Below are 14,359 nucleotides of genomic sequence, written 5' to 3'. Positions count from 1 at the left end.
CTAATTGGCCGGCCGGCCGGGCGCGTCACATACTTCGTCGGTACCGACAACCATGAAGGATGTGATGAAAGCCCTGACGTTTTCCCGCAGATTGTGGATTCCCTCCGTGCTGGCCCTGCTGTGCATGGCCGCGCTGGCCGGCTACGGCGCCTGGGAGCAACGCGTCGTGCGCATCGACGAGCGCCGCGCCGACCTCACCAACATCGTCGACGCCGCGATGAGCATCGTGGAAGAGTATGCCGGCATGGCCGCGAAAGGCTTGCTGACGCCGGAGCAGGCGCGGGCGCAGGCGCTCGAGCGGCTGCGCCATTTCCGCTACGGCAAGGACGGCTACCTGACCGTCACCGACTCGCGCGCCAACGTGGTGATGCATCCCTTCCTGGCCAACATGACGGGCAAGAACCTCGCCGGCTACCGGGACGGCAACGGCGTCCACGTGTTCGAGGAAGTCGCGCGCATCGGGCGCGAAGGCAGCGCGGGCTTCGTGCGCTACGCCTACCCGCGTCCGGGCAGCACCGTCGAGGAGCCGAAGCTGATGCGCGTCGCGCACTTCGCGCCGTGGGACTGGAACCTCAGTTCCGGCGTCTACGTCGACGACATCGAGCACGCGTTCGAACGCGGCCTGGCGCGCGGCGCGGCGCTGCTGGCGGCGCTGTGCGCGGCGCTGGGCGCGCTGGTGGTCGTCATCCACCGCGGCCTGATGAAGGAGCTCGGCGGGGAACCGGCCTACGCGGCCGCGATCGCGAGCCGCATCGCCGCCGGCGACCTGGCCGTCGCGGTGGCCACGCGGCCCGGCGACGAGACGAGCGTGCTGGGCGCGATGGCGCGCATGCAGGCGATGCTGGCGACGACGGTCGGCACGATCCGCGCCGGCGCCGACACCATCGCCGGCGCCTCGTGCGAGATCGCCAGCGGCAACCTCGACCTGTCGGCGCGCACCGAGGAGCAGGCCGCGTCGCTGGAAGAGACTGCCGCGTCGATGGAACAGCTGACGGCGGCGGTGCGCCAGGCCAGCGAGAACGCCCACGCGGCCAGCCGCCAGGCGGAAGCGGCGGCGGATGGCGCGCGCCGCGGCGGCGCCGTCGTGCGGCGCGTGATCGACACGATGGACGCCATCGACGCCTCGGCCGCGCGCATCGCCGAGATCATCGGCGTCATCGACGGCATCGCCTTCCAGACCAACATCCTGGCGCTGAACGCGGCGGTCGAGGCGGCCCGCGCGGGGGACCAGGGACGCGGTTTCGCCGTCGTCGCCGGCGAGGTGCGCAACCTGGCGCACCGCAGCGCCGCCGCGGCGCGGCAGGTGAAGGACCTGATCGGCGCCTCCGGCGCGCAGGTGGCGGCCGGCGCGGCGCTGGTGCGCGAGGCGGGCGGCACGATGGAGCGCATCGTCGCCGGCATCGACGGCGTGCAGCAGCGCATGCGCGAGATCGCCGGGGCCAGCCGGGAGCAGAGCGACGGCATCGGCCAGGTCAACCAGACGGTCGCGCAGATGGACCAGGCGACCCAGCAGAACGCGGCGCTCGTCGAGGAAGCGGCGGCGGCCTCCGCGTCGCTGCGCGAACAGGCGGCGCGGCTGTCCGCGGCCGTGGCCGTGTTCCGCCTGGCGGCGCCCGCCGCGCCGGCCGCCGCCGCGCCGCGCGACGCACGGCGCCGGGAGCAGGACGCCAACCCTATCTTAAGGATGAGCATGGCGTCCGCAAATTGATTTCGCCTGCGGAATGTGCAACGATCGCGTCGAGCCGCCGTCACTCCGACGGCGCCCCGGACGAGGACGCGATGCGAGGTATCGAACTGCGCCAGCTGCGCTATTTTGCCATCCTGGCGCAGGAGCTTCATTTCCGCAAGGCGGCCGACCTGGCCTTCATCACGCAGCCGGCGCTGAGCCAGCAGATCAGCAAGCTCGAGGAGTTCGTCGGCGTGGCGCTGTTCGTGCGCGACGGCCGCCGGGTGGCGCTGACGCCGGCCGGCGCGGTGCTGCAGGAGGAACTCGACAAGATGTTCGAGCAGTTGCAGCGGGCGCTGCGGCTGACCCGCGAGACCGCCGACGAACGCGAGTTCGTGCTGTCGCTCGGCATGGTCGAATACACCAATCTTCCCTTCATCCCGCCGGCGCTGGTGCGCCTGCGCGCCGCCTATCCGGGCCTGAAGGTGCTGCGCCACGAGATGCACGCGGGCCTGCAGTTCGATGCGCTGGCCAGGAACATCATCGACGTCGGCGTCGGCGTGCCCGCGTTCATGCCCACGGCCGGCAGCGGCATCGCGGCGCGCCCGGTCCTGAGCGGGCCGTGGGTCGCTGTCATGCGCGCCGACCACCCGCTGGCGGCGCGCACGTCGCTGTCGGTGGCGGACCTGGCGGGCGAGCGCCTCGTGTTCTTCGAGCGCCAGGTGGTGCCGCATCTTCACGACATGCTGGTGGGCGCCTGCCGGCGCGCCGGTTTCACGCCGCAGTTCGTGTACGAGACCCAGCAGGTCCAGATGGGCATCTCGATGGCGAGCGAAGGCGCGGGCCTGATGATCGGCGCGGCCTACATCTTCACGGCGCTGCCGCCCGGCGTCACGATGCGCCCCATCGCGGACCTGGGCCAGTTGACCGTGCACCTGTTCATGCGCGCCGCCGAACCGGACGCGCTGGTGCACGAGTTCGCGGAGGCCGTGATGGAAGAGGCGTTCCGCACGCAGGTGCTGCTCAACGCGAAATACTGACGCGGCGGCGCGGCGCCGTCAGGCCGCCAGCGCCGCGTCGCCCAGTGCGGGAACGGGACGGCCGAACAGGTAGCCCTGGAAGACGGTGCAGCCGCTGGCGACCAGGAAGTCGCGCTGCGCGGCCGTCTCGACGCCCTCGGCGACCACTTCCAGGCCCAGGCTGCCCGCCAGCGCGATGATGGCGCGCGCGATGGCGGCGTCGCTGGCGTTGCACCAGGCGTCCTGCACGAACGTGCGGTCGATCTTCAGCTGGCACAGCGGCAGCCGCTTCAGGTAGCTCAGCGACGAGTAGCCGGTGCCGAAATCGTCGAGCGAGAAGCGGATGCCGTGCGCGCGCAGCGACTGCATCTTGGCGGCCACGTCGTCGATGTCCTCGAGCAGGGCGCTTTCCGTCAGTTCCAGCTTCAGCAGGGCCGGATCGGCGCCGCTGCGCGCCAGCGTCTGCAGGGTGCGCTCCACGAAGCCGGGCTGGCGGAACTGGCGCGCGCTGACGTTGACGGACAGCGTCCAGGCGGCCGTCCGCGCCTGCCGCGCCCAGCGCGCCAGCTGGGCGCACGCCTGTTCCATCACGTGCTGGCCCAGCGGCACGATCAGGCCGGTACGCTCGGCCAGCGCGATGAAGGCGTCGGGGCGGACCATCCCGCGCCGTGGGTGCTGCCAGCGCACCAGCGCCTCGGCGCCCAGGATGCGCAGCCCGGCGTCGACGATGGGCTGGTAGTGCAGCAGGAACTGGCCGGTGCCCAGGGCCGCGCGCAGGTCCGCTTCCAGCAGCGCCGACTCGGCGACGCGCTGCTGCATGGCGGGATCGAAGAAGCGCAGCGCATGCCGCCCCGCCGCCTTGGCCGCGCACATCGCCAGGTCGGCCTGCTTCAGGAGGTCGCCCGCGCGGCCGCCGCCGGCCCCGAACAGGGCGGCGCCGATGCTGGGCGTGGCGTAGACCTCGCGCTTGCCGACGCGGTGCGGGCGGCCCAGCTTGCGCAGCAGTTCCTCGCCCGTGGCGGCGGCCTGCGCCAGCGCCGCGGCGGGATCGGCGTCGAGCGCGTCCAGCAGCACGGCGAACTCGTCGCCGCCCAGGCGCGCGACGCTGCCGCCGTCGCGCACGGCCGCGCGCAGGCGCGCCGCGACGGCGCGGATCACCCGGTCCCCGGCATCGTGGCCGAGACCGTCGTTGATCGCCTTGAAGTGGTCGAGGTCGACCAGCAGGACCGCCCCGTGCCGGTGCTCGCGCGCCGCCCGCGCCGCCGCCGCGTCCAGGCGCTCCAGCAGCAGGCGGCGGTTGGGCAGCGTCGACAGCGGGTCGTAGCAGGCGAGGTGGTGGATCTCGCGCTCGGCCTGCTTGCGCGCGCTGATGTCCATGCGCGTGCCGAGCAGGCGCAGCGGCCGTCCCGCGGCGTCGCGCTCGATCACCTTGCCGCGGCAATGGACCCAGACCCAGCCCCGGGTGCGGTGGCGCAGGCGGAATTCCGCCTCGTAGCGCCGGGCCTCGCCGCGCAGGTGGCGCTCGAGCGCCGCGCGCACCGGCGCCACGTCCTCGGGATGCACGTCGCGGTAGAACGCGTCGACCGTGTCGATCTCGTCCGGCGCATAGCCGAGCATGCTGGCGCCGCGCCCGTTGACTTCGCGCCGGCCCGACGCGAGGTTCCAGTCCCACAGCCCGAGGTCGGCGCCGGCCAGCGCCAGTTCGATGCGTTCGGCCTGCTCGCGCTGCGCCGCGTCGCGGCGCCGCGCGGCGGCGGCGCGGGCGCGGCGGCGGCGCTGCAGGTCGGCCAGCGTCCACCCGCCCAGCACGAACAGCAGCACCCAGGCCGACAGGAACATCACGGCCAGCCGCGTCCACGGCCCGAGCTCGTCGGGACGCACCAGCAGGCGGTCCTGGCGGAAGAACAGCAGGCTGGCGGCCAGGCTGGCGGCGCCGGCCAGCGCGAACGCCAGCCATTCGGCGCTCGCGCGCCCGCAGCGTACCGGCATCCGGCGTCGGGAATTCGTCATGGTCGCTCCTTGGTCCACGACAGTATCGCGACGATCGGCGGTCCGGCGCCAATTGGTTTCAGGCGCGGGCGGCGATAAGCGAAACTAATGAAAGGGCGGCGTCAGCGCCGCGCCACCAGCCTTTGCGACTGCCGTCCCAGTCCGTCGATCCCGAGCGTCATGACGTCGCCGGTCTGCAGGTAGCGCGGCGGTGTCTTGCCCATGCCGACGCCGGGCGGCGTGCCGGTGATGATCAGGTCGCCCGGCTCCAGCGTCATCATGCGGCTGCAGTAGCTGACCAGCTGCGCGCAGCCGAAGATCATCGTCGCCGTGTTCCCCGTCTGCATCCGCTCGCCGTTCACGTCGAGCCACAGCGACAGCGCCTGCGGGTCCGGGACCTCGTCGGCCGTCACCAGCCAGGGGCCGACGGGGCCGAAGGTGTCGAAGCCCTTGCCCTTGCTCCACTGGCCGCCGCTGCGCTCCATCTGGAACGCGCGGTCGGTGACGTCGTTGGCTACGCAGTAGCCGGCCACGTGCTCCAGCGCGGCGCTTTCCGGCACGTCCGCCGCGCGCGTGCCGATCACGATGCCGAGTTCCACCTCCCAGTCCAGCCGGCTGGCCTCGATGGGTTCGACCACGTCGTCGTCCGGGCCGTTCAGGCAGCTCGTCCATTTCGTGAACATCACGGGTTCGGCGGGGATCGGCAGGCCCGCCTCGGCCGCGTGGTCGCGGTAGTTCAGGCCGATCGCGACGATCTTGCCGATGCCGCTCCACGGAATGCCCAGCCGCTGCCCGGCGTCGACGGCGCGCAGGCGCGCCGGGTCGAGCGCGCGCAGCACGCGCAGCGCCTCCGGATCCAGCGTGCGCGGGCCGATGTCGTCGATCAGGCCGGACAGGTCGCGGATCGTGCCGTGCGCATCGAGCAGGCCCGGCTTTTCACGGCCGCGCGGGCCGTAGCGAAGCAGTTTCATGACGTGTTCCCGAGAGTGAAAAGGTCGATGGGAGGGCGGGCGCTCAGGCGCCGCCCTGCGTGAACCAGGTGATCAGGACCGAGATGGTCAGGATCGACAGCACGGTGGAGGCGAGGATGCTGCCGGCGATGTTGCCGGCGTCGCGCCCGTACATGTTCGCCAGCATGAACGGGCCGGTGCCGGTCGGCAGCGCGGCCAGCACGACGGCGATGGCGGTCTGCGTCGGCGGCAGGTGGAACACCCAGTGCGCCAGGAGCCACGTCAGCAGCGGCTGGCCGACCAGCTTGAGCGTCACCTGGACCGACAGCGCCGGCAGCCGCGGCCGCGCGCGCGCGTCGGCGATGAACAGGCCCAGCGACACCAGCGCGCACGGGCTGGCCGCGGCCGCCAGCAGCGACAGGAAGCGGTCGACCCCGGCCGGCAGCGGCGGGCCGAGGTCGGCGTAGCACGCGCCCAGCACGGGCGCGAGCAGCATCGGGTTCTTCAGCAGCGACAGGCCGACCTTGGCGAGGATCCTGTCCTTGGCGACGCCGTCGTTCAGGCCCAGTTCCACCACCGTCACGGCGATGCCGAACAGGATGCAGACGGTGATGATGGCCGTGATCGTCACCGGCGTCATGCTCTGCGGCCCGAACGCCGCCAGGCACAGCGGAAAGCCGATGAAGCCGACGTTGGCGTAGCCCGCGTTCAGGCCGTCCAGGCTGGCGTCGGGCAGGGCGCTGCCGCGCCAGCGGCACACGGCGACGGTCAGCGCGTAGATCGCCGCGCAGGCCAGGCCGAACGCGGCGATGAAGCCGGGCATGTCCAGTTCCCGCCAGCTCGCCTTGGCCATCACCTGGAACAGCAGCGCCGGGATGCCGAGGTAGACCACGAAGCGGTTCATCTCGAACGCCCCCGCCGCCCCCATCCAGCCGGCGCGGCGCGCCAGCCAGCCGGCCCCGATCAGCGCGAAGATCGGCAGGACGATGGAGAACAGGACGCTCATGGTCAGCCTTTCCAGCCCTGCAGGAAGTCCAGCAGTTGCGCGTTCACCAGCGCCGGCTGTTCCTCCTGCGGCAGGTGGCCCGACTGCGGCACCGCGTAGGTGCGCAGGTCGCTCGCCATCTCCGCCCAGATCGCGGCCATGTCGAACATCTTGCCGACGGCGTGGAAGTCGGCGCCCCACAGCGACAGCGTCGGGCAGGCGATCTTGACGTCGGCGTCGACCTTGTCCTGTTCGACGTCCTCGGCGATCGCGCGGTAGTCGGCCATCGCCCCGCGCACGGCGCCCGGGCGGCGGTAGGCCTCGACGTAGGTCCGGAACGCCTCGCCGTCGATGGCCAGCGGGTTGTAGCACCAGTCCGAGAACAGGTGGCGCAGCCACAGGTCCTCGCGCCCGGCGATCAGCGCTTCCGGCAGGTCGGGTACCTGGTTGAAAATGAAGAACCAGTACGACTTCGCGACCGCCGGGCTGAATTCGCGCGCCACGATGCGGGTCGGGACGTTGTCCATCACGACCAGGCGGTCGACGACGTCCGGGTGGTCCTTGGTGAAGCGCGTGGCCACGCGCGCGCCGCGGTCGTGGCCGACCAGCGCGATGCGCCCGATGCCCAGCGCGCGCAGCAGCTCGAGCAGGTCGCGCGCCATGTTGCGCTTGTCGTAGCCGCCGGCCGGCTTGTCGGTCTCGCCGTAGCCGCGCAGGTCCGGCGCGATCACGCGGTAGTGCTTCGCCAGTGCCGGGATCTGGAAGCGCCACGCGAAATGCGTTTCGGGAAAGCCGTGCAGCAGCACGACGGGCGGTCCGTCGCCGGCCTCGACGTAGTGCTGGCGGATGCCGTTGGCGGTAACGGTGTGATGGCGGATGTCGATGCTCATGGGGTCCTCGTCCGTGGTCGATCGCGCCATTGGAACAGGGCCCGCGGGACCCCGTACCTGCCAAAGGATCGGGTATGGCGACAAATCCCGACAATCCGACTTTCGTAGGAGCGGCGCCGATTTTTCCCGGTCTACACTCGTTGCGATCTCCCCCCGCCACGAGGAACGACACCATGGACGACCACGCCCCCGACCCCGACGACCGCGCGCCGCGGCAGCATGTCGTACCGCTGCGCCGGCGCGATTTCCTGCGCGGCGCCGCCGGCATGGCCGTGTCTTCCGCGCTCGCCGCGTCGCAGGCGCCGGCGACGGCGGCCCCCGCCGCGGACGCCGCGCCGGGCTACTTCACGCCGGCGGAATGGGCGTTCGTGCGCGCCGCCGTGGACCGCCTGATCCCGGCCGACGGCAACGGCCCGGGCGGCGTGGAGGCCGGCGTGCCGGTGTTCCTCGACCGCCAGATGCAGCTGCCGTACGGGCACGGCGCCTACTGGTACATGCAGGGGCCGTTCCATCCGGAGGCGCCGCCCACGCTCGGCTACCAGATGCGCATGACGCCGCGCGAGCTGTACCGCGCCGGCATCGCCGCCATCGACCGCGGCGCGCGCCAGGCGCACGGCGAGGCGTTCGCCGACCTCGACGCGGCGCGCCGCGACGCCGTCCTGGCGCTGGCCGACGGCGGCACGCTGGCGCCGGACGCCGCGCTCGCCGGCGCCTTCTTCGCCCTCCTGCTGCGCAATACCCGCGAAGGCTATTTCGCCGACCCGATGTACGGCGGCAACCGCGACATGGCGGCCTGGAAGATGGTCGGCTTTCCCGGCGCGCGCGCCGACTTCACCGACTGGATCGACCAGCAGGGCAAGCCGTATCCGTACGGCCCGGTGTCCATCGGCGGATCGCGGGGGCGCGCATGAAGGCGGTGGACGCGGTCATCATCGGCTTCGGCTGGACCGGCGCGATCATGGCGAAGGAACTGACCGACGCCGGCCTGTCGGTGGTCGTGCTCGAACGCGGGCCGGCGCGCGACACCGGCACCGATTTCGTCTACCCGCGCATCGCCGACGAACTGAAATACGCGGTGCGCGGCGACCTGTGGCAGCCGCTGGCCGGCGAGACCGTGACGGTGCGCCACCGTCCCGGCGAGACGGCCGTGCCGTACCGCCAGTACGGCTCCTTCATCCTCGGCAACGGCACCGGCGGCGCCGGCGCGCACTGGAACGGCCAGCAGTGGCGCGCCTCGCCGAACGACCTGCGCATCCGCAGCGTCTACGAGGAACGCTACGGCAAGAAGTTCATCCCCCCCGACATGACGATCCAGGACTACGGCATCGACTTCGCCGAGCTCGAACCGTACTTCGACCACTTCGAGAAGGTCAACGGCGTGGCCGGCGTCGCCGGCAACATCATGGGCCGGCTGCAGGAAGGCGGCAACCACCACGAGGGCGCGCGCAGCAATCCGTTCCCGGCGCGGCCGATGCCGCCGATCCTCAGTTCGCAGCTGTTTGCCGGCGCGGCGCGCGCGCTGGGCTACAAGCCGTTCCCCGTGCCCGCCGCGAACAGCACGACGGCGTACACGAATCCGTACGGCGTGCGCATGGGACCGTGCAACCTGTGCGGCTTCTGCGAAGGCTTCGGCTGCTTCCTGTACTCGAAGGCGGCGCCGCAGACCACCATCATCCCCGTGCTGAAGGGCCGCCCGAACCTCGAGGTGCGGCACAACGCCTACGCCACGCGCATCCTGCTCGACAAGGAGGGCCGGCGCGCCACCGGCGTGCGCTACATCGACGCCAGCGGCAGGCAGGTGGAGCAGGGCGCCGCGATGGTGGTGCTGGCCAGCTTCCAGCTGAACAACGTGCGCATGCTGCTGTTGTCCGGCATCGGCGAACCCTACGACCCGGCCACCGGCAAGGGCGTGGTCGGCAAGAACTACGCCTACCAGATGGTCAGCAGCACCACCGCGTACTTCGGCGAGGACGTGCACATGAACCCGTTCGTCGGCGCCGGCGCGGCGGGCCAGATGGCCATCGACGACTTCAACGCCGACCATTTCGACCATGCCGGCAAGGGCTTCGTCGGCGGCGCGCTGATCTTCGCCGGCGCCACCGGCGGGCGCCCGATCGTGCAGATGCCGCTGCCGCCGGACGCGCCGCGCTGGGGCAGCGGCTGGAAGCGCGCCGTGCGCACGCACTATGCGCACACCAGCTCGGTCGCGACGATGGGTTCCGTGATGTCCTACCGCGACCGCTACCTGGACCTCGACCCCACCTACCGCGATGCCCACGGACTGCCGCTGCTGCGCATGACCTTCGACTGGCATCCGAACGAACTGGCGATGACGGCGTTCACGTCGGCGCGCGCGGCCGAGATCGTGCGCGCGATGAAGCCGCAGCGCACCAGCCAGCACGTCATCCAGCCCGGCGAGTCCTACGACGTGCGCGTCTACCAGTCCACGCACAACACGGGCGGCGCCATCATCGGCACGAACCGCACGAACAGCGTGCTGAACCGCTATTCGCAGGTATGGGACGTGCCCAACGTGTTCGTGTTCGGCGCCTCGTCGTTCCCGCAGAACATCGGCTACAACCCGACCGGGCTGGTGGGCGCGCTCACCTATTTCGCCGCGGCGAAGATCCGTTCGACCTACCTGAAGACCGGCGGCCCGCTGGTGCACGCATGAAGACGACGACACGCAACGTACTGCTGGGCGCGGGCGCCGCGGCCCTCGCCGGCGTGCTGGCCCTGTTCGGGGCCACGCGCTGGTCGGACACGCATGCCGGCGCCCAGCCGCAGGCCGGCCGCGGCGACGCGGCGGCGATCGCGCGCGGCGCCTACCTCGCGCGCCTGGGCGACTGCGCCGCCTGCCACAGCGTGGCGGGCCAGCCGGCCTTCGCCGGCGGCCTGCGCATGGAAACGCCGATCGGCGCCATCTACACCAGCAACATCACGCCGGACCGCCGTTACGGCATCGGCAACTACACGCTGGCCGACTTCGACCGCGCGCTGCGCTACGGCGTGGCGGGCGGCCATACGCTGTACCCGGCCATGCCGTACAGCGCCTACTCGCGCACCACGCCCGAGGACGTGGCCGCGCTGTACGCGTATTTCATGCGCGGCGTGCAGCCGGCCGCGGTGCCGGAGCGCGACAACGAGATCCCGTTCCCGCTGTCGATGCGCTGGCCGCTGACGGTCTGGCGCTGGGTGTTCGCCCCGACGCCGCAACCGTTCGCCCTGGACACCGGCGACGCCGTGCTGCGCCGCGGCGCCTACATCGTCGAAGGGCTGGGGCATTGCGGCGACTGCCACACGCCGCGCGGTCCCGGCCTGCAGGTGCGCGCGCTGGCGGCGGCCGACGGCCCCGCCTTCCTGTCCGGTGCCCTCATCGACGGCTGGCATGCGCCCAGCCTGCGCAACGGCGACCGCACGACGATCGGCGCGTGGAGCGAGCAGCAGATCGCCGAATTCCTGCGCACCGGCAGCAACGTGCACGGCATGGCGTTCGCCTCGATGAACGAGGTGGTGGCCAACAGCACGCAGTACGTGACGGCGGACGATGCGCTCGCGGTGGCGCGCTACCTGAAGTCGCTGAAGGACGACGGCCCCGGCGCCGGGGCGTTCGCCTACGACCCCGCCACCAGCACGGCGCTGCGCAAGGGCGACGCCGGGGCGCGCGGCGCGCTGCTGTACCTGGACAACTGCGCCGCCTGCCACCGTCCCGATGGCAAGGGCTACGCGGGCGTGTTCCCGGCGCTGGCCGGCAACCCGGCCGTCGTGGCCGCGCAGCCGGACTCGGTCGTGCGCATCGTCCTGGCCGGTATGCAGACGGCGCGCACGGCCGCCACGCCGGCGCAGTTCACGATGCCGTCGTTCGCCGAACGCCTGAGCGACGAGGAAGTCGCCGACATCGCGAGCTTCGTGCGCGCCAGCTGGGGCAACCGGGCGGCGCCGGTGGCGGCGCGCGACGTCGCCCGGCTGCGCCGCTGAGGCGCGCGCGGCGGGAAGGATGCACGCCAGGCGCCCTTGTGCAATGGCGCGCAGTCGGGAATACTGCTGGACTTGTCCACCATCCCGAAGAAATCCATGAAATCGATGCTTACCGCAGGCGCGCTGGGCCTGGCGCTGGTCCTGTCCCTGTCCGCCTGCGACCGCCAGAAGACGGCGGCCCCGGCCACGCCGGCCACCCCGGCCGTGGCCGCCGACACCTCCGTCCAGGAATTCAGGAAGATCGACACCGTCGAAGGCACGGGCAAGGTCGCCGGCCCGGGCATGAAGGTCACCGTGAACTACACCGGCTGGCTGTTCGCGCCCAACGAACCGGGGCAGAAGGGCGCCAAGTTCGACAGCTCGGTCGGCCGCGAACCCTTCACCTTCCTGCTCGGCGGCGGCCAGGTCATCAAGGGCTGGGACCAGGGCGTGGACGGCATGAAGGTCGGCGGCAAGCGCACGCTGGTCATCCCGGCCGCGCTGGGCTACGGCGACGACGGCATCGGCCCGATCCCGCCGAAGGCCAACCTGATCTTCGACGTCGAACTGCTCGACGTGAACTGAGCATGAAGTCCGCGATCAGCGCCTGTATCGTGGGTGTTGCGCTCGTGGGCGCGCTGGCCGGCTGCGAGCGCCGCAAGGAAGCGCCGCCGCCGCCGCCGCTCGTCGCCGACACCTCGGCCATCGTCTTCCGGAAGATCGATACCGTGGTCGGCACCGGCAAGCAGGCCGGCGTCGGCGACCGCGTCACCGTGCACTTCACGGGCTGGATGTACGACCCGAAGGCGCCCGGGATGCGCGGCCAGCAGTTCGACAGTTCCCACCAACGCATGCCGTATCCGTTTCGCATCGGCGGCGGCAAGGTCTACCAGGCCTGGGACGAGGGCGTGGCGGGCATGCGCGTGGGCGGCAAGCGCACGCTGGTCGTGCCGGCGGCCATGGGCTACGGCAAGGAAGGGGCGGGGCCGATTCCGCCGGGGGCCAACCTGGTGTTCGAGATCGAGCTGCTCGAGGTCGAGTGAGCAGCGCCGCCGCCCGGCGCGGCCTCACATCGTGGGCGTGGACTCGCTGCGCCACTGGTGTCCCGGCTGCTTCCGGCCGCACGGCGTCAGCTTGATGCCGGCCTGCTGCGCCTCCAGGCAGCGGGTGGAACCGGCCGCGCGGTTGGTCAGGTGCATGCGGCGCGGCACGTAGCCCTGGCGCGCGACGTACCACTGCTGGGCGTCGGCCTTGCCGCAGGCGACCATGTGCAGCACGTTCTTGCCATCGGCCGGCTGGGCTTCCAGGCACGTGCCGGCGCCGTCGGCCACCGTGTGGAACGTCACGTAGCCGGGCAGCGCGCCCGGCGTCAGGACCCATTGCTGGGCCGGCGACTGGTCGCACGCCGCCATCGCGACGGCGCCGTGGGCGCTGGCCAGGCAGCGGCCGCGGCCGTCCAGGGCGTTCTGCAGATAGGTGATCTCGTCGGCGGCGAAGGCCGGCGCGGCGAGCAGGTTCAGGGCCGCGAGCGCGGCGCAGGCGAGGCGAGGGGGCATCGTGGTCTCCTTCGGTGGTGGTTGGCTCGACACTAGCACGACTGCTGCGCGCCTGCACGGGGCCGCGCGTACGCACCACGCCGGCTGCGCTGGCGCAGAATCGCCGCCCCGGCAAGCCCGTATGGTGGGAGGTGAGGCATCTTGATCACTTCGAGGAGAACACCGTGCTTGAGCTCAATATTGAGATCAGTAAGTTCATTCATCCAAGGAAATTGCTGCCAGTGCTCCTGGCACCGGTCCTGCTTCCTGCCGCCGTGGCCACCGCCCGGGCCGATCCCCTCGTCGCGCCGCCGCGCTATGCGGTGACGGTCGTCGGCGGCATCGGCAGCGTCGCCTACGACGTCAACCTCCACGGCGTCGTCGTCGGCCAGCTCGCGGCGGGCGACACCTCCCATGCCTTCGTGTACGCGGACGGCACGCTGCGCGACCTCGATACCGGGGAGGGCGCGGCGTCGGCCGCGCGCCACGTGAACGACCACGGGCAGGTGGTCGGCTCGATCTGGAGCGCGGACAGCGGCCGCGGCAACGGTTTCCTCTACGAGGGCGGCAGCCTGAACCGGCTGGACGGCAGCTTCAGCGCCTACGGCATCAACAACAGCGGCACCATCACCGGGTCGTTCGGCGTGGCGGGGGCCGACGGCTTCGCCTATTCCCACGCGTACAGCTACGCGGGGGGCGTCTACACGGATGCCGGCACGCTGATCGAGGAGGCCGGCAGCTACGGCTATGCGATCAACGACACCGGCGCCATCACCGGCGCCGCCGAGTGGGCGCGCGGCGGCAACTGGCCGACCAACGTGATCCTCTACCAGGACGGGGTGCTGAGCGACCTGGGCGGGTTCGCCGGTCCATGGGCCTACGGCTATTCGATCAACGACGCCGGCCACGTCGTCGGTTCCGGCACCATCGAGAACATCGGCGGCAACCTGTATCCGCGCCGGGCCCTGCTGTACGCCGACGGGGTCCTGCAGAACCTCGGCTCGCTGGCGGCCGACGCCGACAGCATGGCCTACGACATCAACAACCTGGGCCAGATCGTCGGCAGCGCCGTCACGGACGGGGGCCTGCACGGCTTTCTCTACGAGGATGGCGCGATGGTCGACCTGAACGCGCTGATCGACCCCGCCGCCGGCTGGACGATCCGCGACGCGCAGGCGATCAACGACGTCGCGCAGATCGCCGGCACGGCGTGCAAGGGGGAGTTGTGCTACGCGGTGCGGCTCGACCTGGTGTCGCAGGTGCCGGAGCCGGGCAGCTGGGCCATGGCGGGGATCGGCCTGGGCGTCGTGGCGCTGGCGCGCAGGCGCGGGAGGGCTGCCGCATCGTCGGCATAGGAACGTCGTCCCC

Annotated in this window: 13 protein-coding genes; 8 read left to right on the top strand and 5 right to left on the bottom strand. The window is 71.7% G+C overall.

Going from position 1 to position 14,359, the window contains the following annotated elements; all coding sequences use genetic code 11:
* Positions 1 to 64 precede the first annotated feature (64 nt).
* Both QZ749_RS07255 and QZ749_RS07250 read left to right on the top strand, forming a co-directional pair.
* On the top strand, positions 65 to 1,708 hold the full coding sequence (locus tag QZ749_RS07255; protein WP_296945108.1) for a methyl-accepting chemotaxis protein: 1,644 nt from the start codon (positions 65 to 67) through the stop codon (positions 1,706 to 1,708).
* A gap of 71 nt (positions 1,709 to 1,779) precedes the next feature.
* A complete protein-coding gene (locus QZ749_RS07250; protein ID WP_296945105.1) occupies positions 1,780 to 2,706 on the top strand; it encodes a LysR family transcriptional regulator in 927 nt (308 codons plus the stop codon).
* A gap of 18 nt (positions 2,707 to 2,724) precedes the next feature.
* On the opposite strand, the gene QZ749_RS07245 is transcribed toward QZ749_RS07250, so the two are convergent.
* The 4 genes from QZ749_RS07245 to QZ749_RS07230 all read right to left on the bottom strand — a co-directional run bounded on the left by QZ749_RS07245 (position 2,725) and on the right by QZ749_RS07230 (position 7,499).
* Positions 2,725 to 4,695 carry a bifunctional diguanylate cyclase/phosphodiesterase gene (locus tag QZ749_RS07245; protein ID WP_296945102.1) on the bottom strand — a complete coding sequence of 657 codons (1,971 nt, stop codon included), beginning with the start codon at positions 4,693 to 4,695 and terminating at the stop codon, positions 2,725 to 2,727.
* 101 nt (positions 4,696 to 4,796) lie between these two features.
* Positions 4,797 to 5,645 (bottom strand): fumarylacetoacetate hydrolase family protein, encoded by an 849-nt coding sequence (locus tag QZ749_RS07240; RefSeq protein ID WP_296945057.1) that lies wholly within the window; start codon positions 5,643 to 5,645, stop codon positions 4,797 to 4,799.
* 43 nt (positions 5,646 to 5,688) lie between these two features.
* Positions 5,689 to 6,630, bottom strand: coding sequence for an AEC family transporter (locus QZ749_RS07235; RefSeq protein ID WP_296945054.1), 942 nt, complete (start codon positions 6,628 to 6,630; stop codon positions 5,689 to 5,691).
* Between the two features lie 2 nt (positions 6,631 to 6,632).
* A complete protein-coding gene (locus QZ749_RS07230) occupies positions 6,633 to 7,499 on the bottom strand; it encodes an alpha/beta fold hydrolase (protein ID WP_296945051.1) in 867 nt (288 codons plus the stop codon).
* 173 nt (positions 7,500 to 7,672) lie between these two features.
* On the opposite strand from QZ749_RS07230, the gene QZ749_RS07225 reads away from it, so the two are divergent.
* The 5 genes from QZ749_RS07225 (at position 7,673) to QZ749_RS07205 (ending at position 12,499) form a co-directional block, all read left to right on the top strand.
* A complete protein-coding gene (locus QZ749_RS07225) occupies positions 7,673 to 8,410 on the top strand; it encodes a gluconate 2-dehydrogenase subunit 3 family protein (protein ID WP_296945048.1) in 738 nt (245 codons plus the stop codon).
* Positions 8,407 to 10,173 (top strand): GMC family oxidoreductase, encoded by a 1,767-nt coding sequence (locus QZ749_RS07220; protein ID WP_296945046.1) that lies wholly within the window; start codon positions 8,407 to 8,409, stop codon positions 10,171 to 10,173. The genes QZ749_RS07225 and QZ749_RS07220 overlap by 4 nt, the downstream gene beginning before the upstream one ends.
* Positions 10,170 to 11,477 carry a cytochrome c gene (locus tag QZ749_RS07215; RefSeq protein WP_296945044.1) on the top strand — a complete coding sequence of 436 codons (1,308 nt, stop codon included), beginning with the start codon at positions 10,170 to 10,172 and terminating at the stop codon, positions 11,475 to 11,477. The genes QZ749_RS07220 and QZ749_RS07215 overlap by 4 nt, the downstream gene beginning before the upstream one ends.
* A 96-nt stretch (positions 11,478 to 11,573) precedes the next feature.
* The gene (locus QZ749_RS07210; RefSeq protein WP_296945041.1) at positions 11,574 to 12,041 is read left to right on the top strand and encodes an FKBP-type peptidyl-prolyl cis-trans isomerase; all 468 of its coding nucleotides are present in this window, start codon (positions 11,574 to 11,576) and stop codon (positions 12,039 to 12,041) included.
* A 2-nt stretch (positions 12,042 to 12,043) separates the two neighbouring features.
* Positions 12,044 to 12,499: an FKBP-type peptidyl-prolyl cis-trans isomerase gene (locus tag QZ749_RS07205; protein ID WP_296945039.1), complete on the top strand. Its 456-nt coding sequence runs from the start codon at positions 12,044 to 12,046 to the stop codon at positions 12,497 to 12,499.
* Between the two features lie 24 nt (positions 12,500 to 12,523).
* Here QZ749_RS07205 and QZ749_RS07200 read toward each other — a convergent pair whose 3' ends face one another.
* Entirely contained in the window at positions 12,524 to 13,012 is a 489-nt protein-coding gene (locus QZ749_RS07200) for an RICIN domain-containing protein (protein WP_296945036.1), read from the bottom strand.
* 221 nt (positions 13,013 to 13,233) lie between these two features.
* Here QZ749_RS07200 and QZ749_RS07195 point away from each other — a divergent pair, with 221 nt between their 5' ends.
* Positions 13,234 to 14,346 (top strand): PEP-CTERM sorting domain-containing protein, encoded by a 1,113-nt coding sequence (locus QZ749_RS07195; RefSeq protein WP_296945035.1) that lies wholly within the window; start codon positions 13,234 to 13,236, stop codon positions 14,344 to 14,346.
* The last annotated feature ends 13 nt before the right edge of the window (positions 14,347 to 14,359 follow it).

It is taken from the genome of uncultured Massilia sp., from assembly GCF_913773735.1.
Classification (GTDB): Bacteria; Pseudomonadota; Gammaproteobacteria; order Burkholderiales; family Burkholderiaceae_D; genus Telluria.
This window is presented reverse-complemented; position numbering and strand designations above follow the sequence as displayed.

Coding starts and splice junctions, on each gene's coding strand:
- QZ749_RS07225 (WP_296945048.1), top strand. CDS start 7,673: ATGGACGACCACGCCCCCGACCCCGACGACCGCGCGCCGCGGCAGCAT.
- QZ749_RS07220 (WP_296945046.1), top strand. CDS start 8,407: ATGAAGGCGGTGGACGCGGTCATCATCGGCTTCGGCTGGACCGGCGCG.
- QZ749_RS07250 (WP_296945105.1), top strand. CDS start 1,780: ATGCGAGGTATCGAACTGCGCCAGCTGCGCTATTTTGCCATCCTGGCG.
- QZ749_RS07235 (WP_296945054.1), bottom strand. CDS start 6,630: ATGAGCGTCCTGTTCTCCATCGTCCTGCCGATCTTCGCGCTGATCGGG.
- QZ749_RS07230 (WP_296945051.1), bottom strand. CDS start 7,499: ATGAGCATCGACATCCGCCATCACACCGTTACCGCCAACGGCATCCGC.
- QZ749_RS07245 (WP_296945102.1), bottom strand. CDS start 4,695: ATGACGAATTCCCGACGCCGGATGCCGGTACGCTGCGGGCGCGCGAGC.
- QZ749_RS07240 (WP_296945057.1), bottom strand. CDS start 5,645: ATGAAACTGCTTCGCTACGGCCCGCGCGGCCGTGAAAAGCCGGGCCTG.
- QZ749_RS07215 (WP_296945044.1), top strand. CDS start 10,170: ATGAAGACGACGACACGCAACGTACTGCTGGGCGCGGGCGCCGCGGCC.
- QZ749_RS07210 (WP_296945041.1), top strand. CDS start 11,574: ATGAAATCGATGCTTACCGCAGGCGCGCTGGGCCTGGCGCTGGTCCTG.
- QZ749_RS07205 (WP_296945039.1), top strand. CDS start 12,044: ATGAAGTCCGCGATCAGCGCCTGTATCGTGGGTGTTGCGCTCGTGGGC.
- QZ749_RS07200 (WP_296945036.1), bottom strand. CDS start 13,012: ATGCCCCCTCGCCTCGCCTGCGCCGCGCTCGCGGCCCTGAACCTGCTC.
- QZ749_RS07255 (WP_296945108.1), top strand. CDS start 65: ATGAAAGCCCTGACGTTTTCCCGCAGATTGTGGATTCCCTCCGTGCTG.